This is a genomic window from Pectobacterium jejuense, from assembly GCF_026800125.1.
Lineage (GTDB): Bacteria > Pseudomonadota > Gammaproteobacteria > Enterobacterales > Enterobacteriaceae > Pectobacterium > Pectobacterium jejuense.
Map to the genome: position 1 here is coordinate 59071 of NZ_JAPQKX010000013.1, position 22920 is coordinate 81990.

General features: G+C 46.6%; 26 protein-coding genes. 23 read left to right on the forward strand and 3 right to left on the reverse strand.

What is annotated here, in order from left to right:
- Positions 1-88 precede the first annotated feature (88 nt).
- Positions 89-1360, forward strand: a complete 1272-nt coding sequence (locus NXT09_RS20000) for a tyrosine-type recombinase/integrase (protein WP_268580958.1) — start codon at positions 89-91, stop codon at positions 1358-1360.
- A gap of 133 nt (positions 1361-1493) precedes the next feature.
- Here the strand turns inward: NXT09_RS20000 and NXT09_RS20005 are convergent, their stop codons facing one another.
- Positions 1494-1808, reverse strand: a complete 315-nt coding sequence (locus NXT09_RS20005; RefSeq protein WP_039551213.1) for a helix-turn-helix domain-containing protein — start codon at positions 1806-1808, stop codon at positions 1494-1496.
- Positions 1809-1992: 184 nt separating this feature from the next.
- Positions 1993-2307: a helix-turn-helix domain-containing protein gene (locus NXT09_RS20010; RefSeq protein WP_268580959.1), complete on the reverse strand. Its 315-nt coding sequence runs from the start codon at positions 2305-2307 to the stop codon at positions 1993-1995.
- Positions 2308-2453: 146 nt separating this feature from the next.
- Here NXT09_RS20010 and NXT09_RS20015 point away from each other — a divergent pair, with 146 nt between their 5' ends.
- From NXT09_RS20015 to NXT09_RS20055, 9 genes are all read left to right on the forward strand, one after another.
- Entirely contained in the window at positions 2454-2726 is a 273-nt protein-coding gene (locus NXT09_RS20015; RefSeq protein ID WP_306417552.1) for a helix-turn-helix domain-containing protein, read from the forward strand.
- Positions 2727-3141: 415 nt separating this feature from the next.
- Entirely contained in the window at positions 3142-4056 is a 915-nt protein-coding gene (locus NXT09_RS20020) for a hypothetical protein (RefSeq protein ID WP_268580960.1), read from the forward strand.
- A 153-nt stretch (positions 4057-4209) separates the two neighbouring features.
- Positions 4210-4404, forward strand: coding sequence for an AlpA family transcriptional regulator (locus NXT09_RS20025; RefSeq protein ID WP_024108950.1), 195 nt, complete (start codon positions 4210-4212; stop codon positions 4402-4404).
- A gap of 16 nt (positions 4405-4420) precedes the next feature.
- Positions 4421-5005: a DUF2857 domain-containing protein gene (locus tag NXT09_RS20030; protein WP_268580961.1), complete on the forward strand. Its 585-nt coding sequence runs from the start codon at positions 4421-4423 to the stop codon at positions 5003-5005.
- Positions 4995-5204: a TraR/DksA family transcriptional regulator gene (locus NXT09_RS20035; protein WP_268580962.1), complete on the forward strand. Its 210-nt coding sequence runs from the start codon at positions 4995-4997 to the stop codon at positions 5202-5204. The genes NXT09_RS20030 and NXT09_RS20035 overlap by 11 nt, the downstream gene beginning before the upstream one ends.
- A gap of 365 nt (positions 5205-5569) precedes the next feature.
- Positions 5570-7222, forward strand: coding sequence for an ATP-dependent nuclease (locus NXT09_RS20040; RefSeq protein WP_268580963.1), 1653 nt, complete (start codon positions 5570-5572; stop codon positions 7220-7222).
- Complete coding sequence (locus NXT09_RS20045) at positions 7219-8334, forward strand: UvrD-helicase domain-containing protein (RefSeq protein ID WP_268580964.1); 1116 nt, start codon at positions 7219-7221, stop codon at positions 8332-8334. Before NXT09_RS20040 ends, NXT09_RS20045 begins: the two co-directional genes overlap by 4 nt.
- Positions 8335-8572: 238 nt before the next feature.
- Positions 8573-8863, forward strand: coding sequence for a hypothetical protein (locus NXT09_RS20050; protein ID WP_268580965.1), 291 nt, complete (start codon positions 8573-8575; stop codon positions 8861-8863).
- On the forward strand, positions 8860-9549 hold the full coding sequence (locus NXT09_RS20055) for a Shedu anti-phage system protein SduA domain-containing protein (protein WP_268580966.1): 690 nt from the start codon (positions 8860-8862) through the stop codon (positions 9547-9549). Before NXT09_RS20050 ends, NXT09_RS20055 begins: the two co-directional genes overlap by 4 nt.
- A gap of 113 nt (positions 9550-9662) precedes the next feature.
- Here the strand turns inward: NXT09_RS20055 and NXT09_RS20060 are convergent, their stop codons facing one another.
- Complete coding sequence (locus NXT09_RS20060) at positions 9663-11237, reverse strand: hypothetical protein (protein ID WP_268580967.1); 1575 nt, start codon at positions 11235-11237, stop codon at positions 9663-9665.
- A 692-nt stretch (positions 11238-11929) separates the two neighbouring features.
- On the opposite strand from NXT09_RS20060, the gene NXT09_RS20065 reads away from it, so the two are divergent.
- The 13 genes from NXT09_RS20065 (at position 11930) to NXT09_RS20125 (ending at position 22330) form a co-directional block, all read left to right on the forward strand.
- On the forward strand, positions 11930-12151 hold the full coding sequence (locus NXT09_RS20065; RefSeq protein WP_268580968.1) for a hypothetical protein: 222 nt from the start codon (positions 11930-11932) through the stop codon (positions 12149-12151).
- Positions 12152-12230: 79 nt separating this feature from the next.
- Positions 12231-12896: a lytic transglycosylase domain-containing protein gene (locus tag NXT09_RS20070; protein WP_268580969.1), complete on the forward strand. Its 666-nt coding sequence runs from the start codon at positions 12231-12233 to the stop codon at positions 12894-12896.
- On the forward strand, positions 12893-13174 hold the full coding sequence (locus NXT09_RS20075) for a TrbC/VirB2 family protein (RefSeq protein WP_107332632.1): 282 nt from the start codon (positions 12893-12895) through the stop codon (positions 13172-13174). The genes NXT09_RS20070 and NXT09_RS20075 overlap by 4 nt, the downstream gene beginning before the upstream one ends.
- Positions 13175-13183: 9 nt before the next feature.
- Positions 13184-15931: a VirB4 family type IV secretion/conjugal transfer ATPase gene (locus NXT09_RS20080; protein WP_268580970.1), complete on the forward strand. Its 2748-nt coding sequence runs from the start codon at positions 13184-13186 to the stop codon at positions 15929-15931.
- Positions 15932-15954: 23 nt separating this feature from the next.
- Positions 15955-16671 carry a TrbJ/VirB5 family protein gene (locus NXT09_RS20085; protein WP_024108957.1) on the forward strand — a complete coding sequence of 239 codons (717 nt, stop codon included), beginning with the start codon at positions 15955-15957 and terminating at the stop codon, positions 16669-16671.
- Positions 16672-16681: 10 nt separating this feature from the next.
- Positions 16682-16906, forward strand: a complete 225-nt coding sequence (locus NXT09_RS20090) for an EexN family lipoprotein (protein ID WP_033071191.1) — start codon at positions 16682-16684, stop codon at positions 16904-16906.
- An 11-nt stretch (positions 16907-16917) separates the two neighbouring features.
- Positions 16918-17958, forward strand: coding sequence for a TrbL/VirB6 family protein (locus tag NXT09_RS20095; protein ID WP_268580971.1), 1041 nt, complete (start codon positions 16918-16920; stop codon positions 17956-17958).
- 87 nt (positions 17959-18045) lie between these two features.
- Entirely contained in the window at positions 18046-18186 is a 141-nt protein-coding gene (locus NXT09_RS20100) for a hypothetical protein (protein ID WP_191089097.1), read from the forward strand.
- A complete protein-coding gene (locus tag NXT09_RS20105) occupies positions 18179-18862 on the forward strand; it encodes a VirB8 family type IV secretion system protein (RefSeq protein ID WP_268580972.1) in 684 nt (227 codons plus the stop codon). The genes NXT09_RS20100 and NXT09_RS20105 overlap by 8 nt, the downstream gene beginning before the upstream one ends.
- Positions 18862-19752 (forward strand): P-type conjugative transfer protein VirB9, encoded by an 891-nt coding sequence (gene virB9 / locus NXT09_RS20110; protein WP_268580973.1) that lies wholly within the window; start codon positions 18862-18864, stop codon positions 19750-19752. The genes NXT09_RS20105 and virB9 overlap by 1 nt, the downstream gene beginning before the upstream one ends.
- Positions 19749-20978: a VirB10/TraB/TrbI family type IV secretion system protein gene (gene virB10 / locus NXT09_RS20115; protein ID WP_268580974.1), complete on the forward strand. Its 1230-nt coding sequence runs from the start codon at positions 19749-19751 to the stop codon at positions 20976-20978. The genes virB9 and virB10 overlap by 4 nt, the downstream gene beginning before the upstream one ends.
- On the forward strand, positions 20968-21984 hold the full coding sequence (gene virB11 / locus NXT09_RS20120) for a P-type DNA transfer ATPase VirB11 (RefSeq protein WP_268580975.1): 1017 nt from the start codon (positions 20968-20970) through the stop codon (positions 21982-21984). Before virB10 ends, virB11 begins: the two co-directional genes overlap by 11 nt.
- Positions 21985-22027: 43 nt before the next feature.
- Positions 22028-22330 carry a conjugal transfer protein gene (locus tag NXT09_RS20125; RefSeq protein WP_268580976.1) on the forward strand — a complete coding sequence of 101 codons (303 nt, stop codon included), beginning with the start codon at positions 22028-22030 and terminating at the stop codon, positions 22328-22330.
- The last annotated feature ends 590 nt before the right edge of the window (positions 22331-22920 follow it).

Genomic DNA, 22920 nt, shown 5'->3' on the forward strand with positions numbered 1-22920 from the left:
CGATGTATTTTCAGTTTACCCTCCGCATCGGGAGAATTTGGTGGTCAGATTTGGGGTCTTTCCGGTTCGATAATGGAGTGACCCGCATATGTCTCTTAACGACACTAAAATCCGCAACTTAAAACCACCTGTTACCCCCATAAAACTATCCGATTCACACGGCCTGTATCTTCACGTTAAACCTACTGGTTCGCGCCTCTGGTACTTCAGATACTATTTTTTTGGCAAAGAGACCCGCATAGCGTTGGGCGCTTATCCGTTAATCAGTCTGTCAGAAGCACGCCAGAAACGTGACGAACTCCGCAAACTGCTGGCGCAAAATATCAACCCGACTCAGCAACGTGCCGCTGAAAAAGCAGCTCGTTCTCCTGCCAAGAGTTTCAAGACCGTGGCATTGAGCTGGCATAAAAGCAACCGAACCTGGTCAGAGAACCATGCCGCCCGTCTGCTCGCCAGCATGAATAACCATATCTTCCCGATAATTGGACACCTGCCGGTCACAGAATTGAAAACTCGCCACTTCATCGACCTGCTGAAAGGGATTGAGAAAAAAGGTTTGCTGGAAGTGGCGGCACGAACCCGACAGCATATGTGCAACATCATGCGTCATGCGGTGCATCAGGAGTTGATAGAGCACAACCCGGCGGCAAATCTGGACGGGATCATCGCCCCTCCCGTTAAACGCCACTACCCTGCCCTTCCACTGGAACGACTGCCGGAGCTGTTGGCTAGCATTGAGGACTACAAGCAGGGACGAGAATTAACCCGCTTGGCAGTCTCACTCACCTTGCACCTGTTCATCCGTTCCAGCGAACTGCGTTTTTCCCGCTGGTCTGAGATCGATTTCAGAAACAAAATCTGGACCATTCCTGCCACCCGCGAAGCCATCCCCGGTGCCCGCTACTCTGGGCGTGGGGCGAAAATGCGCACGCCGCATATCGTTCCCCTCTCCCGTCAGTCCATCGCTATTTTGAAACAGATACGGGAAATCCCCGGGCATCAGGAACTGATATTCCCCGGTGACCATAATCCATATAAGCCAATGTGCGAAAACACGGTCAACAAGGCACTGCGCCTGATGGGTTATGACACAAAAGATGAAATCTGCGGCCACGGATTCAGAGCGATGGCCTGTAGTGCTCTGATGGAATCTGGACTGTGGGCGCAGGATGCGGTTGAACGGCAGATGAGCCATCAAGAACGCAATAGCGTTCGAGCGGCTTACATCCATAAAGCAGAATATCTTGATGCCCGTAAAGCGATGATGCAATGGTGGTCGGATTATCTGGATACCAACCGAGAAGAATATGTTGCGCCATACATTTATGCTCAACAACATAAGACGGCCGGAGCGGCCTGATCGATAACGCTCCTAAGAGCAGATCCTGATAACAGGATCTGCTCTTCAGACTGTGAGAAATCTTCCCCTCTGCATTTCATAAAAAATCCAGAAATGTCAGGAAATTACTCAGGCCGGATACATGAATGAGTGTCTATTGCGGGGTAATCAACAACGTAGAATTAGGGTTACTTTTCTTATAACGATGGTACTGCAAGATTAGCGTTGCGAGATCCTCATCGACAGCATAAAAATAGGCTTCCGGCACATCCAGCACTGCCGCAAACCGGCAAACCAGACCAAAATCCGGCGAACTGACTTCCCTTTCATATTGGCTTACGCGGGAACTCGACGTCTCTTCATCCAGTCCAGCGAGACAACCGAGCTCGACCTGTTTTAATCCTGCATTCACTCGCGCCAGTCTTAATCGTTTACCAATCACGGAATTACCTGCTTCGCAGATTAACATAAGCCGATTATCGCCGTTCCCGCTATACCTCTCTTGAAGTGGTTCTTTACCCAGTAAATTTAAAATTTATTTTTGGTTATTTTAAAATCAAAAATGAAGATTTAATTCATTGAGAGTAGGAATAATTAAATTTAGAAGGGTAAACGCACAGAAATTGAACACCAGACGCATTAGGGCACCAACCTTACTGAGGTGTGATGAGCAGCGTGGAGTTTGGGTTGGCTTTCTTGAAACGGTGATACTGTAAGATTAAGGTGGCGAGATCGTCATCAACAGCATAGAAATACGCTTCAGGAACATCCAGCACTGTAGCGAACCGAGAAACCAGCCCAAAATCTGGCGCACTGACTTCTCTTTCATATTGGCTCACACGAGAGCTTGCTGTTTCCTCATCCAGACCAGCCAGACAACCGAGCTCTGCCTGCTTTAATCCCTTGTTCACTCGGGCTAGTCTTAATCGCTTACCAATCACGGTGTTATCCAGGGTACTGATCAACATAGACTGATTATCACTTCTCTCAGCAAGCCTTTCTTAAAGCATTTCTTTCCTAAATAAATTTTATCTTTATTTTTGGTTGTTTTTTCACCCATAATAAAGATATAGTTTACTGGAAGAAGTAAAGTTTTAATCCAAGAGGAGGAAGTATGGACATTGAACAACAGGAACAACGAATGGACTGGCATCCTGCCGACATCATTGCAGCCCTGCGCAAACGAAAGACGACGTTAGCAGCCGTATCACGTGAGGCGGGTCTTAGTTCATCAACGCTTGCAAATGCACTAAACCGACCTTGGCCGAAAGGTGAACGACTGATCGCCGACGCACTGGGCATTCCAGCGAGTGAAATCTGGCCGAATCGTTATTTCGACTCACAAGGGCAACGCATTCCGCGAGAAATTCGTCATAAAAACAATTAGATCACTTGCTGGGCTTAATCGCCAACCATCAGGGAATAACATTCTGGTCTCCATTCGATTCAACCATTCCGCATCATCAATTGGTTCGTTAATTACCTCGAACCAATTGATATGCCTGATTCAGGGTATGCCCCTTCTTTTTTGATACAGAGCTTTGACTGTGTTGATCTGAATAAAATCGGCAACGCGTGGAGTAACAATCGACATGAGCGAGATAGCTAGTTTGGTGATGGCTTCCTAATTTAGACATTTTTTGTGACGGCCAGCGAAAAGCGATCAATAACGTCATCGTTATCCCAACAACCCCTCACTAATCCTATTCCTCATTTTCAGAATCCTATCTATACGTCATGGCTGCATAAGGAAACGTTAGCCACCTATGCAATATATCATTTTCATATAAAGGAGATGAATCATGATAACGAAAAATAGGATATTTAATACCACGAGTGATGAATTTAGCTGGATTACGATACCAGAAGCCATAGTCATCGCGGCTCAGATAAGAAACTCACCGTTAACAGAAGCTGATATTTATCGCCATGCCTTATACGGAGATATCAACCTTTCGATCTACTTCCAATCTCCAGTAATCTTACGAAGAATCAAAACATCAAATGCTAAGGCAAAGCTTAAGCCTATAGGCAATCATTTGATTAACCAGCTATGTATTCTCGAAAAAAACTGTTTCATCAATAACAGAAACTTAATCGTCACCACCGAGGGAAAATATACTTACCCCACTCAACAAGTGATTGATACAACGCTTATCGGCTATGAATACGTTCTGGTTCAACGTTTATTAGCCAGATCTCTGGGCATTCCACTACCCGTAATCGGAGAAAATCACGTTAACTATGGTCTTACTGTCAATATCGGCGACGATCACTTTCAAATATTTGAGAAAATCAGGTATCGCGAAAGGATAAAACAGCAAACCATGAGACTTCCTAAAAATATTGCATCACATATTACTGAAAAAATCCCATACCAGAAAACAAAGCAGTATAGCCATAGAGAATATTTTCCGATTCATGATTTGCCAAAGGATGCCTGTTTTGTCATCAAACATACCGAACTTGAGAAATTAATTAGCTTGCCCGCCAAAAACGATACCTCTCAGCCCGCCTCAACACGTATATCCACGCCATTATCCAGACTGTTCTGGCTTGCCTGTAAAAACAATGAGTCTATCAGCCCATTAATCAGGCAACCTTATAAGCTTCTGTCCATCTTTGAACAGTGGGCATCAGACGAAGGCATGACCGATCGATTCAGTGGCGATACGTTAAAAACGGCGCTTGAGCGTGGTTCACCGACGTCCGCTTAGGCACCCAATTAAAATGACATTACACGCTTCAATCTAAAAACCCGTATTAAGGATTGTGGTGTCCGTAATACGGGCTCTTCAACTTTCACTCCTTCCCTTGCTGTGTTTTTTTGTTATCTCCGGGCATATCCCATTTCTGCACTGGAGGTATTTATGACAGCTCATCAGTTATTACGTCTGAAACAAGTGGAAGTAAAAACCGGTCTGAAACGCTCGCAAATCTACCTGTACATGAAAGAAGGCACCTTTCCCTCTTCAATAAAGATTGGGCCAGCCAGCGTCGCCTGGCTGGAATCTGAAATTGACGACTGGATTAACCTCAAATTAGCTAACCGCTTAACGCGCTGAAGGGAGATACAACATTATGTTCCCCTCACTGAATTACGCGGTGTTAACAAACGCCCTTGCCGCGCTTAAGGAAGGCAATTTTCGTTATTGTGAAACGTTAGGATTCACATTCGACGAATTGAATGTCCTCAATCAGCTGTCCCTCGACGAACTGTTTATCGTCAGCCGGGCATCCGCGCAGTTTATGTCGATCACTGTTCGTCACGACGTTCTACAACAGATTCTGGCGTTGTCCCGCCAAGAGGCGCAACGCCAGCGACAGATTAATCGTGCCATCAGATTGGGAGGGTCTATTGCACTCCTGAATCATTTTTTTGGTCTCACCTCAAATGAGGTCTGCACTCGCCGCCGGTTGCTGGGTGTCACCATCCCTTATGGCCGAACGCCTATTCCAGATGAAGCTGTCGATGCCGAAATCTGGCTGTCATGGAAAAAGAACTGCTCTGAAAACCTTGATACACCTGACGCACTAGAAGCCATGATGCAGGTCACTGAATCGTTGTCCTCTAGGGAAAAAGGACCTTCCCTGACCGCCGTCTGGAACCGTATCACCCTTTGTGAAAAAGAATCACTGAACAGGAGGACATCGCATGCCAGATGAGATCGATCGCGATCAGGAATTTAATGAGCAACGCCTGGAAGAGATGATTGAACAGAATCGTTTTAAGCCAGCAACCACACCCTCATTATATTACTGTCGTTTGTGCGGTGAACCCATTCCCGAGCAGCGACGGCAAACCCTGCCGGGCGTGACAACCTGTACGGAATGCCAAACCATTCTTGAGCGTCATCAACGCTGATAGTAGATGACACCCGTGCAGAGAAGTTATCTTCTCTGCACGATTTTTATTATCTGAATAAGTCACTATTCGTATTCTAAGCAATGAATAACTGGGCAGGAAGCCAGCATCATTATTACTTATCGGTATTGCCTCAGCCTTGTTCTGGCAAGGTTCCGTGTTAGAACCCAACAGTCGTCAACGAGCAGAAGCTCACAATTATCCTAACAACCAATAGAGGCATTACTAAAATTGGCGTATTTTAATCAACAGGGAACAGCTCAATCGCTCAGTTGATATTGAACTTTCCGCCATAAATACCTATCCACTTTTCATCAAGTATATTTTCCTGAATTGATTGCGCATAACATGTGATGGAGATGTTAATGGTTATTACAAAGTTAATTCTTGAGGGATTTAAGGGTTTCAAAGACCGATTCTGCATCGAGTTCAATGAGTCAGTGAACATTATCGTAGGCGATAATGAAGCGGGGAAAAGTACCATCCTTGAGGCTATCAATTTGGGTTTGACGGGGTTGTATGCGGGGAAACCAGTCAAGAACAACATCAGCCAATATCTCTTTAACGATCAATTGGTGAAGGAATATTTAGCCAGCCTTGCAACCGCAGCCAGACTGCCACCACCAGCGCTATTCGTTGAGCTCCATTTCCAAAAAACTCCTGACACAGTTTTCCTAGAGGGAGATGGTAATTGCCTGAAGTCATCCTCAGTGGGAGTTGTATTCAAAATCAAGTTTAACGAGGACTATAAAGCTGCCTATGAGGCACTCTTGAAAGCAGGTGATATCAAAACGTTGCCTATCGAGTATTACGATATTGAGTGGAAAAGCTTCAGCAGGGACTCACTTTTATCACGTAACATCCCCCTCAAGTCTGCATTTATCGATTCATCCTCGGCCAGAGGCAACAATGGGTCAGATGTTTACATCAGCAGAATAATCAAGGATTTGCTGACGGATGATGAGGTCATTAGCGTTTCTCAGTCGCACCGTAAGATGAAAGAAGCCTTCATATCAGACAAGTCTATCGAAACCATCAATAAGAAAATTATCAGTGCAAGCAAGATCACCAGTAAAAAGGTCACTATCTCGGTTGAGCTTTCCTCTCAAAAAGCATGGGAATCAAGTCTGATTACATGCCTAGATGATGTTCCGTTTAACTACATTGGAAAGGGCGAGCAAAGCATTGTGAAGACCAATTTGGCGCTCTCGCACAATAAAGCGAAAGAGTCGAATGTCATTCTGATTGAAGAGCCCGAAAATAACCTGTCTCACACCAAACTTAATCTGCTCATCAAGACCATCAAAGACAACTGTGAAGGTAAACAGATCATCATTACGACTCACAGTAGTTTCGTTGCGAACAAACTCGGTCTTGGTGATCTGATTTTTCTCTCGAACCGCAAGACGACCAAGCTGGCTTCGTTAACACCGAGCACGAAAGAATTTTTTGAAAAGGTTGCGGGCTACGACACGCTTCGAATGGTTCTGTGTAAGAAAGCAATTCTGGTTGAAGGCGATTCGGACGAGCTTGTTGTTCAGAAGGCATACATGGATGCGAACCATGGACGATTGCCCGTTGAGGACGGGATCGAAGTCATTTCAGTGGGGATTTCGTTTCTGAGATTTCTGGAAATAGCAGCGATTATCGACAAACCCACCCGTATCGTAACGGACAATGATGGCGATATTGTCGCAATCCAGAAAAAATACAACGCCTATCTGGGTGCGAATAAAAAAGCACACATTGATATCTGTGTTGACCCGATTATTGATACTGGTACGCTGATGATAGGTACAAAAAAATACAATTACAATACGCTTGAGCCTAAATTGCTGAAAGCAAACAGTAGGGCAAACCTTAATACCATTTTAGGGACTGCACATACTTCTGATGATGATTTACGCATTTACATGTGTGCGAATAAAACAGATTGCGCATTGAAGATATTTAACTATACGAATACTGCGGCGCTCAGCGTACAGTATCCGCAGTACATTCTGGATGCGATCAAATGAACAAAGTCATCATCGCCTCTGCTGGAGCAGGTAAAAGCACCTTTGTGGTCAGTGAAGCATTAAAGGCAGCCACTTCAGGCAAACGTATTCTGATTACCACGTTCACCGAAGCCTGCCGGGATGAAATAAATGTCAAAATCATTAAAGAGAATGGATGTGTCCCACCTAATCTGTATGTAATCACCTGGTTTTCGTTTCTGATTAAACACTGGATTAAACCCTATCAGGGGTGTTTATTTGACTATGACATCAAAGGTATGCTCCTTTGCAGCAGCAAATCCGGTGTAAAGCCTTATAAGGTAGCGGGGAGACCCACCTACTGGGGGGAGAAAGATTTCAGGCAGCACTATTTCAGTTCTGATTTTAAGCTTTACTCCGATAAAATGGCCAAACTCTCTCTTCGCTGTGATGAGAAGTCGAGCGGAAAAGTCATCGCTCGAATGGCGTCGTGTTTTGATGAGATTTATGTGGATGAGATTCAGGACCTTGCCGGATACGATCTTGAACTTCTTCAGACTCTGTTCAGTTCCCCTATAAAAATCACTCTTGTTGGGGACCCACGTCAGGCAACTTACAGTACTGTCAATACCGAAAAAAATGCAAAATACAAGAAAGCAGCGATAGTGAATTTCTTTGATGACAAGGCACCAGGGATCACCATTGATGACAAAATGCTGAATGAGAACTTCCGATGCTTTCATGAAATCAATGATTTTGCCAATAAACTCTATCCTACCTTTTCCCCTTCAGCCTCTAACGTACGTGAGTTGTCAGGCCATGACGGTGTCTTTCTGTTACCTGCAAAATTACTTAATCACTACCTGGAAATTTATACACCCGTGCAGTTGCGCTGGGATAAGAGGCGTACCGTGGATGAACGGTATCCTGTCTTTACCTTCGGCACATCTAAAGGCCTGACATTTGAACGTGTGCTCATCTATCCTACCGACCCCATGCTGCAGTGGTTTCAGGATAATAATTCAGAACTCACCAATGATTCACGCGCCAAGTTGTATGTCGGCCTGACTAGACCTGTTAAAAGTGTTGCGATTGTTTTTAATGGTAGCGCAGCTTTCAACTCGAACGGGATCAAAATTTACGCTACTGGGTAATCGTCTTGACGGTCTTACTGAAGCTTGTCGAATGTCTCAGGGCGTGAAGCGGACGTTAGATATACACCTAAATTTACTCATATGTCGGAAAATCTATTAAGAATAGATGGGGCGAACATGGTGTATGTTGACATGATTACTATCATCATTGTATATATCGGTGATATACTTATTTTTTCGTTCATTGTTTTTTATACTTTGCACACAACCATTTAACAATGAATTCAAGGTAGATAACATGTTAAACAATATATCCACGACCTCTAGATTTGAAAGGAAAATAGACTTATTAGATAAGCGATTATCACTCATTCTTTCTAAAAGATTGAAAAGACTAGAAAACGAGGGAATAAATTCAATTTTAGAACAGTCTCACAAATTAATTGGTACTACAGAGCCTCAGTTATGGGTTACTAAAATATCTAGTAGCTATCGTTTAATTTTCAGAAATGTAGAAAAAAATCGAATTGAACTGATTGATATAGTAACCAGAGATGACTTATCAAAATTCATTAAGGAAATAAAATGAAGGGATTTCATCAATTTGAATTTGATGCGAACAAATTGGCGACTGAATTCACTAATCTTGAAAAGTTACTTCAAAAAGGAAAAGGTATATCATTAGAGGAAAATAAGCATCTTTCTCCTGCTTTTAAGGCAGCACCAAATCATATTTCTATTATTGCATCAGCATTTGGTGGGGTGAACAAACCAGACTTGATAGCTTCAGAATACTGGATACTTGATAAACTACGTTGTGATTTTGCGGTTTGTGATTCCAGAAAAAGAAAATTCTGCTTTATTGAAATTGAGAATGCTAGCCCGAAAAGCATTTTCGTTGAGCGAAAGCCAGACCAATATAATGGACTGCTGGGGCGTGCACCTTATTATGACTGGTCCGCACGGTTTGAGCATGGTGCAAGCCAAATCATTGACTGGATACGGGTACTCAAAGATGCAGAAAAAACTGACGATTTTCGAGCTCATTTTGGGTCTGCGAACAAATTTGAAGCTGAATTCATCCTTGTAATAGGGCGTGATGAGTATCTTGATGACGACCAAAAGGAACGTCTTGCTTGGAGAACGAAAAATCTAAGAGCAGGTGATTATAAAATTAGGTGCATAACTTTTGACCAGGTTATTGATGAAGTTGAGTATGAGTTTACTACATATGTTGCCGCAGCTAAGGCCGCTGTATCAACAGACAATGAGTAATAGTACATGCAGCGAAATAAATTTCGTATGACTAACTGTTTTTTTACCCATGATAGTACATTCGCCAAGAAGAAATCGCATGATGTTCGCTATATCTTTTTGACAAAACTACGTTAGAATGGCTCATCATCTGGGAAAAAACAGGTGGCAAGTTTTCTGGGCCTTGGCCGTCGATAATCTTTTTTTTCTATCGGATCCAAAAAGTGCCGCTCAAAAACTTTAATAAGTGATTTATCACAAGTTTCTAAGAATTTATCATGCACATTATCTGCCTCACGAATTTTTATTTCGTAACGGTTGCGAATTTCATTGTTTTGTATGAATTTATCTATAGCTTTCTTCGATTCGAAACTCAGCTTACCAGTAGTCCATAACTCCACTTTTACTTGTAGACCTGGATACTCTCGTATTGCATGTTTATAAAAAACAGAGACCTGATCATGCATCCAGTGTATAACATCCTTATGCAGAACTTCAGAATAGGGTTTGTAACCCTTGCATTCGATAAAGGTTACTGATCTTTGCCCATGTTTAACCAGTACGTCACAGTCAGCAGGTTTACTATTATCATCTTTACATAATTTACCTATCTCAACTTGCCCAAAATCTCTCTGTGATTGAGCGACTAGATATTCGAATAAATCGCCTTGGAGTTGAGGTAATACCCCTTCAATATTCGAAAGTCGTGACATTATATTATCGATGTTATTAACAATATCGTCTGAATTCGTAATCCACTGGAAAAGATCTTTTAACATAATAAGAGCATCGGCGGTGTCCTGCCCAAATAAGTTATCAACAGTTGCAGGTATAACCCCTTCATTTTTCAAAGCTTGGAATGCTTCGAGAGTATAATTTTCAGATACAAATATGAATAAGGTACGTCCTGTTTTAGATAAACTGTTAATAGAGCGACATTTATTAATGAAGGGGCTCACGTGTATTAGCTCAAGCTTGCCATTGAGTAAAACATCGCAGGCTACAAAACCGGGCATGATTTCTCCTGTCTTTTTTAATGTCAATATGGGAGACAAATAACTTGGCGAAGAAATATCAAACTGGAACCTTGTAACTTCGGGCGCTGATAAATCGTTATCTCTGGTCCTGACCTTGTCATAACTGCCTATCCCCAGATTTTTAATCCATTGAGCTACATGTTTGATCAAAACAGACTCTGTTATAAGTCGCGCTCTAACCTCTCCTCTTATAGCAACAAGGTTCTCATCATGCTTTTCCCGTAATGCAACACACTCACCGCAACCAGGAATTGTTACGATTTTAACCAAGTCCTGTTTTAAAAGCTCTTCTCTCACGGTGTCATAGGATAGCCTTTTTCTCATATGCTTTGGTGCCCCACATGCTGCTGGGAAATGCCTAACAGGAACCACGCCTCCACGTGCACTTAATGCCCCCAGTGCGTATCCATAAGCAGAGCGAGTAGCCTGAAGACTACCAGTGAGAGAACTCCAGTACTGCGATGAGCCAAATTGTGCTGGCAGATATAAAAAATGCTCTCGACGAGGAAACATTTCTTTCAGGCAATGCACGGTTTTGGCCTTCACCGCTCGTGATATGTGTTGTCGTGCAGTTTCTCGAGTTAAGGTGCCCTCTGCACACATGAGATCACACAGCTTTGAACTAAGAATGGGGCCAGTTTTTTTTAAAAGGGCTGGAATGGTCATAAGCATTATAGTGTCACACTGCGTATATATTAATTACACATACGTGTCATTAGAGAAACGAAAAAAGAACATAGGGATTTTTTCTTTATTTCTAATGAGATATGAATAAAAATCATGTTTTTTCCCGTAGGCTATGTCACACAGGTTTGTCACATAGCTTTTCAGCATACAGAAAAACATCTGATATTTAGTCCTGAAAGCGATGTTATAGTTTACAACGATTTTTACAATTCTTCCTTACCCACTCCGCAAACTTTGGCTCTGATATCTAGGCAATCTGACCAGTTCCCCTTTGATTAATACACAGCGATGCTAAGCAATGCCGCTTCCGGCGCAACGCTGTCTGTCAGATTAGGTATTCCCATGGGCTACAAAGCACTAGTTAAAATCCAACCCAACTAATCCATTCGAAATAATTACCACGCTATTCATTTTCTCTCTCATTCTCTTTTTGATTTTTTCATTCTCTTCCTAACGCCGATATCGCACGCTAATCGCGTCACCTTCCACTGACGAGCTTTATGGACGTTTATTCGTCCGGGGCGAGTATTGCTCTTTAACAATGCGAATCGGGCTGTCACGCAACCACAATTCAGGGTGCCGCTGAATGTTCTCGCTGACCCGTTGAAACCGGAATGCAGAATCGGGATGTGATCGATGTAGTTAACTCACCATTATTTTTTATTAAAGGAAATAGCATGAGAAAACCTACCTATCACGTGTTTGTCACGCAGGAAAGCCAACCCGATGCCAGCAGAGAAAAGAACACGTACTGGACAAAAGTCGGCGTGGCGTTCGCTCATAACGGCAAACCCGGACTGAACATCGTACTGACACCCGGTATTGCTGTCTCAGGTAAGTTGGTGCTCCTTGAACCCAAGGATGATAGCGATACGCCGCAGGCCCCCCAGCACGATTAACACTCAACCCTCTCACACCTCTCCCCAGCCACCGCCAGCCTGATGACTACGTGTGGCTCGACTTTTTACCGAGGCAACCATGCTTTCCACCACTGCCTTTCTGGCGGCGGCCATGCAGTGTGCCGCCACGATTCACCCCTCCACAGCGTTTGATGTAGCTAAAGTGGAATCCAGCTTTAATCCTTACGCTGTCGCTGAGATTGTGCCGAAGGAAGAAAGAGCGCCCGATAGCGTAGGTGTCATTTCTCATCAGCCCACCAGCAAGCAAGCTGCCGTCAACACCATCAACCGGGTAAAGGAAAAAGGTCGCCGCTATTCGGTCGGTCTGATGCAAATCACCAGCACCAACTTCCGGCATTATGGCGTGACGGCCCATGACTTGTTAGACCCCTGCATCAATCTGTCCATTTTCGAGCGCATCCTTACCGACTGCTACCAGCGAGGCGGCACGCTGAAAAGAGCACTCAGTTGTTACTATTCCGGCAATTTCGATACGGGTCAGCAGCCAGAATCTGCCTTTAACCAAACCAGTTACATCCAGCGTATTGACTATGCTGTCCCGTCAACGCGGGAAGATCTCAAGCGCAGTACCACCAGCCAATCCACTTCAGAGACTCATTATCCGCCCACCGTCCTGCGCGGTGAGCTTACCGATAAAGCCAAACCGGTTTTGGTCTCCTTGCACTATCCCGACGCCATCCTTCGCGGCGATGTATCCCTACCCGTAATTAATGAGGAAAAATGACGATGCAAAAACGTAAATACTGGCCTGCGTTTTCTTCCCTATTGATATCAACCCAAACACTGGCAGCCGGGAGCGGATTTAATAAAGCCAACGACACGCTGAGTAATACGTCCACCGGCTTGCTTGGGCTGGCCGCCGTCACGATCACACTGGCAACCATGTGGGTAGGTTACAAAGTGCTGTTTGACGGTAAAAGCTTGCATGACATGCGCAACGTCATTATCGGAGCCATCCTGATTGTCGGTGCATCAGGCTTTGGTGCCTATTGGGCATCATAGGGGGAACCGATGACCACCCTGAACAAAGCACTGACCCGCCCTGCCGCCATTATGGGCATCCCTCTCGTTCCGTTCGTGATCGTCAGCGGGGCTATTGTCCTGCTGTCGGTTTACACAAGCTATTACCTTGCCTTGTTATTAATCCCAGCCTGGCTGGAAATGAAGGCAAAGGCCCGAACGGATATTCATTATTTCGGACTGCTGTGGCTGGCCTTTAAAACCCGTGGACGATTTGCCACGGATCGCCATTTCGGTGCCCGTGCCGTGCTGGCAAGCCACTATGACGCCGTCGATGTTTCGGAGTTTACCGCTAAGATGAAATTAAACGAGCGCATCACGCTGGATAAATACATTCCTTACTCCTCCCACATTCACCCTCACATAATACGAAATCGCGCCGGTGATTTAGTCGCTACCTGGGAATTGGACGGTACTGTGTTTGAATGTGAGGACGAACATCACCTGACACTGCTGGCAAGCCACCTTAACAACCTGATCCGCTCGTATGAAGGGCTACCGATCACCTTCTATATTCACCGCATACGGGAAAAGTATCAGGATGGCTTTGAGGCCAGTTCGGGCATTCCCTTTTCGGATGGGGTCACGGAACGCTATTACCAGTCACTACAAGAGAAACCGCTCTGGCGACATCGGCTGTTTTTCACCGTCTGTTACGCCCCTTTCTCCACGCTGGAGAAAAAAATCATGAAGACGCAGCCTGTCGGAAAAAAGAAAGCGGCGCTGGATGATGCATTGAAAAGGATGCTGGAGCACCATGAAGCCATCTACACCGCCCTGTCGCGTTATGTGGCAATGCCATTGGGCCTCTATGAGGAGAAAGGTCGGGTTTATTCTTCGCAACTGGCTTTCTATCATCGCCTGATGACGGGCAAATGGCAGAACGTGGCAATGACGCGCACACCGTTTTATCACACACTCAGCACACCGGATGTGTTCTTTACCACCGATACCGCCGAATGTCAGACGGTCGGCGGTTCTCGCTTCTTCCGCAGTCTGGAAATTAAAGACTATTCACCTGAGACCTATACCGGCCTGCTCGATGCGCTGCTGTATGCCGAAAGCGAGTATGTGCTGACGCAGTCTTTCACCTGTATGGCACGGGATGAAGCGCAAAATCATATCCGACTGGCGGAAAAACGACTGAACGCAACCGACGATGACGCCATTTCACAGCGTGAGGAATTGATCGTCTTACGCGACCTGCTCCAGTCTGGGCATGTGTCTTGCGGCAAGTATCACTTCTCGCTGCTGGTTTCGTCCGCCAGCGCCGATCAGGTAGTCAAGGAGACCAATGCGCTGGCCCAGCCTTTTAACGATCTCGGCATCATGACATCCCTGTCTACGTTGTCGTTACCAGCCGCCTATCTGGCTCAACTCCCCGGCGTCTATGCGTTGCGGCCCCGTCTGGTGGTGATCAGTAGCCAGAACTACGCAGATATGGGGAGTATGCATAACTTCCATCCCCATAAACGCCACGGCAATCCGTGGGGTGAAGCTATTGCTATCCTAAAATCCCCCGGTGGGGGCGGTTACTATCTGAATCTGCATGACAGTCAGGCAGGACGGAATGACTTCAATGAGAAAACGCCGGGGAATACCGCCATCATCGGTAAAACCGGTTCAGGAAAGACCCTGCTGATGACAATGATGAAACAGTTGATGCAAAAGTACCGCAATCCGGCGACATTTGCCGCCTCTGCCACCATCAAACGGCTGACCACCGTTTACTTTGATAAAGACAGAGCGGCGGAGATGTCGATCCGCCAGATGGGAGGTCGCTATTTTCGTATCCGAACCGGTATCGCTACCGGATTCAACCCATTTTCACTTGCTCCTACTCGACGAAATATCAGCGTTATCAAGCGACTGATCCGCATGCTGTGCAGTCGTGACGGTAAACCACTCGATCCCCGCGATGAAGAGCGTATCAGCACCGCGGTGGACACCATCATGCTGGACTACCCGCCGGAATATCGCCGCTATGGTATTACTCGATTGCTGGAAGTATTGCCAGAACCACCGACCAAAGAAGCCCGAACTAACGGTCTGCGTATACGACTGAAACAGTGGGCGCAGGGCGGAGAATTCGGCTGGGTGTTCGATAACGAGGAGGACACGTTCAACATCAGCAATATTGATAACTTTGGTATCGACGGTACGGAATTCCTGGATGACGACGACATACGCGGGCCGATCACCTTTTACCTGCTGTACCGCGTCACCAGCCTGCTGGATGGTCGCCGACTGGTGATGTTTATGGATGAATTCTGGAAATGGCTGGCTGATGTCGAGTTTTCTAAATTCTCCCTCAATATGCTCAAGGTGATCCGCAAACTGAACGGCATTTTTATCCCCGCCACTCAGTCACCCGATGAAATCGTCAGGCACCCCATCGCTCCGGCGATTATTGAGCAGTGCAGTACCCAAATTTTTCTCGCTAACCCCAAAGCCAGCCATGCGGATTACGTGGAGAAAATGAAAGTCCCGGAAAGCGTTTATGACATGGTTCGTAACCTTGATCCGAGCGAGCACTATATGGTCGTCCTGAAAACACCACTGCGTGCTGGTGAAACTCGCCCGTTTGTCGCCATGGCAAGAATGGATTTATCGGGTCTCGGAAACATAACCAAAATCCTGAGCGGCAGTGAAGACAACCTGAAAATATTTGATGCCATTTATCAGGAAGGCATGTCACCCACCGACTGGAAAGAAACGTTCCTTAACCAGGCTATCTGATATTCACCTCGGAGGTCATCACCATGCAAACCAGAAAGATGTATCTGGCGTTATCGCTATTGGTTTCCACACACGCACTCAGCGCGGGTATCCCTGTGTTTGATGCAGCCAGTAATACCGAGTCGATTAACCAATGGGTACAGAAACTCCAGCAATGGCAGGAAACAGTCACCCACTATAAAAGCGAACTTGATGCCTATAAGCAGCAATTAGCGACCGCAACAGGCATACGGGATATTCAGGGATTTCTCCGCGAGGCGAAAAGCCTGAAAAATGATATCGAACATCTGCGTAAAAATGGTATTTCACTGGATGATCTGCTGACCAACCCAAGCGGTTATTATTCTTCTGACCTTCAACGCTTATATAGAAAATATCAATCGTTTGATATTTGTAATCAGTCCAGTTCATCGCAACGTTATCTGGAAAGTTGCAAACAACTTGTCCTCAATCAGGCGGTATCGATTGAGAATACCAGCGATGTCCAAAACAAGATTAATAGCACATTAAACGATATATCAGACTTATCCGACCGCATAGCCAACGCCAAAGACTCGAAAGAGTCACAGGATCTGGCTAACGCGGTAGCAGCCAAAAGCGTACAATTGAACGCATTAACCAGCCAATGGGAAATGTCAGTCAAGCAGGCTGAACAGCGCGCCGCGCTGTTGACTCAACAGCGGCAAAAAGCATTCAATGAACAACAACTCACTTCCCCAATTCCTGACTTTAATCATTGAGAGGGTAAGAATGAAAACGTCACTTTGCATTTTTCCGGTTATTTTAGGCTCATTATTTCTGGCGGGGTGTGACAACCCGAAATCAACGCAGTGGTACAAAGAACATCCGGATGAAATGAGTCAGCGATATAAAGCGTGTGAATCATCCGGTGATGACTCCCAAGATTGCAAAAATGCGCGAGAAGCGCGATTTGAACTCCGTCAGGAAAATGCCAAGGTTCCCGATTTGAACTAAAGGGGTCATCTATGTCAGGTGGTATGTTTGTTGGAATGAACAACACGATCACTGACGGTTTACATGCCGTACTGCGGGGACAAACCTCCGTGTACGGCGATATGGTAAGTGTTATCGCCGTCAGCTCCTTCACGTTATTTGTCACTTATCGGGGTTATCAAACCCTGGCAGGAAAACTCCAAACACCTGTAGAAGATGTCATATGGGATGTCGGGCGAATGCTATTAATCATGACATTCGTTTTAAATCTCGATGGCTGGCTGGATTTAGCCATTTCAGCCATTAACGGATTAACTGACGGCGTCAGCGGGGATGACAATGTCTGGGTGCTACTGGATACCGTCTGGGCGAAAGCGCAAACAATAGGACAAAAGCTTTATCAGCAGGATGATTCCACCTATGTAAAGCTCAACGGCGGTATTGCCCAACTTCTGGTCTGGGGAGGTGCAATCGTCACTTTGCTATTTGGTTCGGCGGTTAACCTGTTAGCCGGAATTATCATTGTATTAATGACCACCACTGCACCGCTATTTATTTTCTGCCTGCTGTATGGATTCCTTATTCCGATGTTTAACAACTGGCTGAAAATTATCTTCACAGTGATCCTGACGATTATGTTTTCCGCGTTATCCATCAGGATTGTCATCAATTATCTTAATGGCCTGTTAGATAAAGCGGTTAATTTTGCAGATAGCGCCAACATCATCACACTGGGCGTTCAGTGCTGCGTTGCAGGTGTCATTTCTGGCGTCATTATCTGGTTTTCAGCAAAAATCGCGAACGCATTAGGCGGCGTCGCCGTTCAGGTCGCACTACAGGGTGCCGCTATGGGCGGTCTACGTGGGCTGACAAAACCGTCTTCTGACGCGGCGAAACCCGCTATGAAAGCCGGGGCGGCGGGTGTCCGGCTAGCGGCAAAAGCGGGCGTAAACGCCGCTACTGCAACAGGTTCACTTATCGCCGCAGGCACCAACAAAGCCCTATCCGCATGGCAAAAACGGGCGGCTTCTATCGATAGTATGAAGCGCTTCAACCAACAGCGTAACCGCTAATCTCCTTCTAACGCAGTCTCTCCACCGCGTGCCGTGGCAACCGCCACCGGTATGGCATTTCTGTCTTCGACAAACACAGGTATCGATATGAAATCCAGCCTCATCTTTCTGATGCTGTGCGTCCTCATGGGCTGCGCGCAGCGTCAGCGCGATCTCCCGCCAGTATCTGGCGATCCCCAACCGGTTAATTCTCCCGCGATTATTCAGGAGCTGACAAAACATGTCTGAAACAGAAAATGTCATCGCGTCATCCCGCACCTTTGAATCTGTCTTGCTGGAAAAGGATGAACGGGAAAAAAAGCTGGCGTGGCAAATAGCGGCCATAGGGTTTGCTCTGGCCGCTATGGCGATCACCGCACTGATTATTCTGCTACCGCTGAAAACTACCGAAATCGAATTATGGTCGGTGGATAAACAGACCGGGCGCTATGAATATATGACCCGGATTAAAGAGCAGAGTATTTCCACAGAGAAAGCACTGGCTCAGGCGTTAGCAGCGCATTACGTCAGGCTCCGCGAGGGCTATAACTATTTTGCTCTCCAGCGCGATTACGACGATGTGCAGTTATTCAATAGCGACAGCGTGAACAGGGATTATCTCGACGGGTTTAACAGCAATCAGGCACCCGATATCATTTTCAATAAAGCGGAATATGTCGTGTCTATCGACATTATTTCCAACGTTCACGCGACCGCGACAGATCCTGACCATCTGGCAACCCTACGCATTAAGCGCACTATCCGCCGCATTGTCGATAACTCGGTTAAAGCAGATGTCTGGAACATTCGCCTGACTTATCGCTACCTCCCTCACAAACAACTGACAGACAGCCAGCGAGAAGTGAACCCGCTGGGGTTCATTGTGACCAGCTACCAACGCGATAAAGAACTAAGGGGTGAATAATGCTGAAAACAACAGTTATCATGTGGCTCCTTCTGATGTCATCAACAGTCTGGTGCGCGGCGATACCGCGCAGCAGCACCTATGACAGCCGAATGCAGAATGTCACCTATAACAGCCAAAATGCGACTATCGTCAACACCCGCCCCGGCTACCTCACCACACTCCTGTTTGATGACGATGAAGAGGTCATCGACGCGCAGGCGGGTTTTCCGAAGGGTTGGAAAGTCACAAAAAGCGATAATCGAGTCGGTGTCAGCCCAAATCCTATTACCCAACCAGTAACCGATGATAATGGCAACAACGTCAATAAAGTGTTTCTGCCAACGGCGAGCGAGTGGAGAACCAATCTCTTTGTCGTGACATCAAAGCGCGATTACAGTCTGGAACTGAACGTGCTGGAAAATGACTCGCCTTCTCAGGCCTTTATTATCCGTTTTCGCTATCCAGATGACGAGCGCAGGCAATCAGAGGCAGCCAGCGCAGATCGCCTGAAACTCCTGCGTGAAACACAGGAAAAGCAGCAGATAGCGACAGCATTTGAGCAGGCTACCACGCCACGCAACTGGCTCTATACCAAGCGAGTCGCAGCCGGTTCAGCGTCCATTGCACCTAATTTCACTTACGATGATGGCCGCTTTATCTATCTCGGTTTTTCTCCCGTCAAAATCCTTCCGTCAATCTCCCGGGTCGTTAACGGGCGAGAACAGACCGTCACACCCCGCATAACCAAACACGGAAACTACACCGTGGTCGTCGTGCGGGCAATGTCGCCACAATTGGTATTGCGCTATGGCGGTTCGGTAGTCGGGATTGAGAATACGTCATTCGGCAACGCCACCGTTAGCAGCGGTGACACCGTTTCACCTGTCGTCACACTGGAGGCCAGATGACTGATAAAGCAGACTCAGAGACAACGGAAAAAACCGTGGCGGAGCTGGAGGCTGAAGCCCGTGAACGCGCCCGTTCAGCGATGGCGAGTCAGGCACCAGAGCAAAACACACCTCCCGGCCGACCTGAAGTGACCCGCTTCAAAAAAGCCTCCAGCCGCCGGACGCTGCTGGTCAGCCTGCTGAGTCTGGGCGCACTGATTGCACTGGCATTGGGTGGAGATCGCTTCCTTGTCGCATTAAAGCAAAGCGATGATAAGGCGGTTGAAACCCCAGCACCGCCATCAGCCAGTACGGGGCAACATGAGCGTAAAAACCTCGGCATGGACAACAATCCGTTCGGCCTGTTCGGCCAGGACAAACAGGAAACCGCAACAGATAATCACCCAATACAGGCTGCACCACCGTCAGAGCCATCTGCTTTAAATAAGGCGGCGGCACTGACCGATGGGTCAAATAGTGCCGTTGATTCCGCAAGCGGTCATGCTCAGGCTTCACCAACGGCACCTTCCGGCACACAACGCAATCAGAGCAAAGACACACCAGCAACCACGTCTGGCACAGAGGCTAACGACGCCAATTCTAGTATTGCAAAAGTGATCAGCGTCAGGCGACTGGGTCTCGATCCCAATCTTTACCTTCCGGTTGATCGTTATATTCCATGCTCAATGATGCGGCGTTTTGTCTCTGACGTAGGCGGTCATATTTCGTGCCTTATCGGTGAAGATGTCTACAGCGCCAACCATTACGTGAAGTTGCTCCCTGCCGGAACCGTCGCCAGAGGCATCTACCGCACCGGGGCGCTGCAACATGGCCGGAGCCGGATGTTTGTTATCTGGACGGAATTACGCACACCGGAACCCGGTAGCCTGCAAATCCCACTGATGGATACCGAAGCCACTGGTCCATTGGGTGAAGCCGGGATTAGCGGCTGGATTGATACCCATTTCTGGGAACGATTCGGCAATGCGTTGATGCTGAGCACCGTACAGGACGTGGCCGCCGCTGCATCAGATTCAGCACCGGGGAAAGACCGCAATACTGATTACACCGAAAACACCCGCGCTGCCGCGTCAGAAATGGCGAAAACAGCCTTAGAAAACAGCATCAATATTCCGCCCACGATGTACCTCAATCAGGGCGATGTGATCGGCATCATGACCGGTACGGATATCGATTTCTCTTCCGTTTATCAACTGCGTCTAAAAAAGAGGTGGTATGAACGCTGAAAACCTGTCGCTGGATTTTATGAAAAACCAGTTATTTGATGAATTTCTGCCACTGGCAGGCCTGACGGAAATCGCCATCAACCGTCCCGGAGAGATCCACACCAAAATAAACGGTCGATGGCAGAAGCATAATTCCCCGGTTACCTTGCGTCAGTGCCATGCGTTTGCCAAAGCACTGGCATCATGGAATGAGGACAACATCGATGATACCTCCCCTATCCTTTCCGCTACATTAGGATCAGGTGAACGTGTCCAGACCATTATCCCCCCGGCCTGCGAGCGGAATACCGTATCGATTACGCTGCGAAAACCGTCATTTGAGCAGAAAACACATCGGTCCTGGATTGATGCCGGGTTTTATAATCGGATAGCGGGTAAGGAGAGAAACGAAAGCAAAGATGATGAACTGACCCGATGCTATAACAATGGTGATATTCCCCACTTTATCGAAAAGGCCGTTGAGTACGGTAAAACGATCTTTATTGTTGGTGAAACCGGCTCCGGTAAAACCACCTATATGAAGACGTTACTGCACTATATTCCGCCACATCTCAGGCTAACCACGATTGAAGATAATCCCGAAATACGGTTTTACCACCACGCTAATTATGTCCATTTGTTTTACCCGGCAGATGCCGGAGACGAGGCGATTATCACACCCGGCAGACTTATCAGAGCGAATTATCGAATGAATCCAGATCGAATTCTGCTGGCAGAAATTCGTGGGCGGGAGGCATGGGACGCGCTGAAAATTATCGGTTCTGGGCATGAAGGTCTTATCACCTCCCTGCACGCAGGCAGCCCCGAAGAGTGTATTGAAGGGATCATTGACCGCTGTTATGAAAATCCTGACTGTAAAAACATCCCGTTCGACGTGCTGTTACGCAAGGTGCTTAAATGCGTAGATATCATCGTCAGCGTAGATATTCACGGCGATATTCGCCGGATGGGGGATATTTACTTCAAACCTGTACATCGCCATCAAATGAAGCAAACATTCAGATAGACAAACAATTAAATCCCCCTCACGCTCAATAAAGGTATTTGATATGAAAACAATCATATTCGCCGCCTGCCTTTTCTGCATGAATTTACTACTTCCCTCTTCCGTAATGGCCGCTGATGCCTGCGAGATTGTTTTATGTCTGTACGGTAAAACAACCGGTAATGGCGGAGGAAATGAATGTCAGTCTGCTGAACGTTTCTTCTTTAAGGTTGTGAAAAAGAGCAGACACGGATTTCACCCCAACCGTACCGCCGACGCCCGAAGAAACTTATTGATCGAATGTAAATCAGCTGAGCCGAAAATTATCGACCAGATAATTAATAAATTTGGCCGTTTGCGTAATTGAATTCAAAGAAAAACGATAATAACAATATTCGGATTATTACCGATCCCCCAGTCAACTTTGGATGGAAAACTCGGCACTGGTCGTGACGGTTTTAGGCTTTTAAATTTATGCGAATAGCAGAAATTTAAAAGTGGTGTAAGGCGAGTAAATTCTATTTCAAAGAAATTGCTAATTTGCGTCGCTGAACCCATCTGCAAACAGACGCGCCCACGCGGATTTTGCAGGCAGGGGGGAGCCGAATAAATTTCGCCGCCCCAGCGAGCGAAAAGCTATCGCCCACGATAGCGGTTTATTTGGGGGGCTTGCCCCGCACACCGTCGCAGCTAAGTCTCCGGCCAAAAGCCGGTAGCGTGGCGCGACCACCCGCTTTGAAGGCGTTTTCCCATTTTTTCGCTTGGCCGGAACGGACAAAAGAAAAAATAGGCGAAAAACGGCGTCTCAAAGGGGGGGGTCGCGCGTAGCGGACGACGGTGTGCCGCCTTTGACCCTGGGGGTTTTGGTGTGGCGTCCAGCCATGACATTACCCCCATGAGCCAGGCAATAAGGGCGTCCAGCCCGCATGAACTGGCGCACACTGTTTCGTGTCAGAA

Excerpts from the sequence above, each read along its gene's own strand:
- virB10 (WP_268580974.1), top strand. The coding sequence starts at position 19,749 with ATGACTGATAAAGCAGACTCAGAGACAACGGAAAAAACCGTGGCGGAG.
- NXT09_RS20025 (WP_024108950.1), top strand. The coding sequence starts at position 4,210 with ATGACAGCTCATCAGTTATTACGTCTGAAACAAGTGGAAGTAAAAACC.
- NXT09_RS20010 (WP_268580959.1), bottom strand. The coding sequence starts at position 2,307 with ATGTTGATCAGTACCCTGGATAACACCGTGATTGGTAAGCGATTAAGA.
- NXT09_RS20085 (WP_024108957.1), top strand. The coding sequence starts at position 15,955 with ATGCAAACCAGAAAGATGTATCTGGCGTTATCGCTATTGGTTTCCACA.
- NXT09_RS20055 (WP_268580966.1), top strand. The coding sequence starts at position 8,860 with ATGAAGGGATTTCATCAATTTGAATTTGATGCGAACAAATTGGCGACT.
- NXT09_RS20105 (WP_268580972.1), top strand. The coding sequence starts at position 18,179 with ATGTCTGAAACAGAAAATGTCATCGCGTCATCCCGCACCTTTGAATCT.
- NXT09_RS20045 (WP_268580964.1), top strand. The coding sequence starts at position 7,219 with ATGAACAAAGTCATCATCGCCTCTGCTGGAGCAGGTAAAAGCACCTTT.
- NXT09_RS20015 (WP_306417552.1), top strand. The coding sequence starts at position 2,454 with ATGGACATTGAACAACAGGAACAACGAATGGACTGGCATCCTGCCGAC.
- NXT09_RS20005 (WP_039551213.1), bottom strand. The coding sequence starts at position 1,808 with ATGTTAATCTGCGAAGCAGGTAATTCCGTGATTGGTAAACGATTAAGA.
- NXT09_RS20000 (WP_268580958.1), top strand. The coding sequence starts at position 89 with ATGTCTCTTAACGACACTAAAATCCGCAACTTAAAACCACCTGTTACC.
- NXT09_RS20095 (WP_268580971.1), top strand. The coding sequence starts at position 16,918 with ATGTCAGGTGGTATGTTTGTTGGAATGAACAACACGATCACTGACGGT.
- NXT09_RS20100 (WP_191089097.1), top strand. The coding sequence starts at position 18,046 with ATGAAATCCAGCCTCATCTTTCTGATGCTGTGCGTCCTCATGGGCTGC.
- NXT09_RS20090 (WP_033071191.1), top strand. The coding sequence starts at position 16,682 with ATGAAAACGTCACTTTGCATTTTTCCGGTTATTTTAGGCTCATTATTT.
- virB11 (WP_268580975.1), top strand. The coding sequence starts at position 20,968 with ATGAACGCTGAAAACCTGTCGCTGGATTTTATGAAAAACCAGTTATTT.
- NXT09_RS20125 (WP_268580976.1), top strand. The coding sequence starts at position 22,028 with ATGAAAACAATCATATTCGCCGCCTGCCTTTTCTGCATGAATTTACTA.
- NXT09_RS20070 (WP_268580969.1), top strand. The coding sequence starts at position 12,231 with ATGCTTTCCACCACTGCCTTTCTGGCGGCGGCCATGCAGTGTGCCGCC.
- NXT09_RS20040 (WP_268580963.1), top strand. The coding sequence starts at position 5,570 with ATGGTTATTACAAAGTTAATTCTTGAGGGATTTAAGGGTTTCAAAGAC.
- NXT09_RS20075 (WP_107332632.1), top strand. The coding sequence starts at position 12,893 with ATGACGATGCAAAAACGTAAATACTGGCCTGCGTTTTCTTCCCTATTG.
- NXT09_RS20050 (WP_268580965.1), top strand. The coding sequence starts at position 8,573 with ATGTTAAACAATATATCCACGACCTCTAGATTTGAAAGGAAAATAGAC.
- NXT09_RS20020 (WP_268580960.1), top strand. The coding sequence starts at position 3,142 with ATGATAACGAAAAATAGGATATTTAATACCACGAGTGATGAATTTAGC.
- virB9 (WP_268580973.1), top strand. The coding sequence starts at position 18,862 with ATGCTGAAAACAACAGTTATCATGTGGCTCCTTCTGATGTCATCAACA.
- NXT09_RS20035 (WP_268580962.1), top strand. The coding sequence starts at position 4,995 with ATGCCAGATGAGATCGATCGCGATCAGGAATTTAATGAGCAACGCCTG.
- NXT09_RS20030 (WP_268580961.1), top strand. The coding sequence starts at position 4,421 with ATGTTCCCCTCACTGAATTACGCGGTGTTAACAAACGCCCTTGCCGCG.
- NXT09_RS20080 (WP_268580970.1), top strand. The coding sequence starts at position 13,184 with ATGACCACCCTGAACAAAGCACTGACCCGCCCTGCCGCCATTATGGGC.
- NXT09_RS20060 (WP_268580967.1), bottom strand. The coding sequence starts at position 11,237 with ATGCTTATGACCATTCCAGCCCTTTTAAAAAAAACTGGCCCCATTCTT.
- NXT09_RS20065 (WP_268580968.1), top strand. The coding sequence starts at position 11,930 with ATGAGAAAACCTACCTATCACGTGTTTGTCACGCAGGAAAGCCAACCC.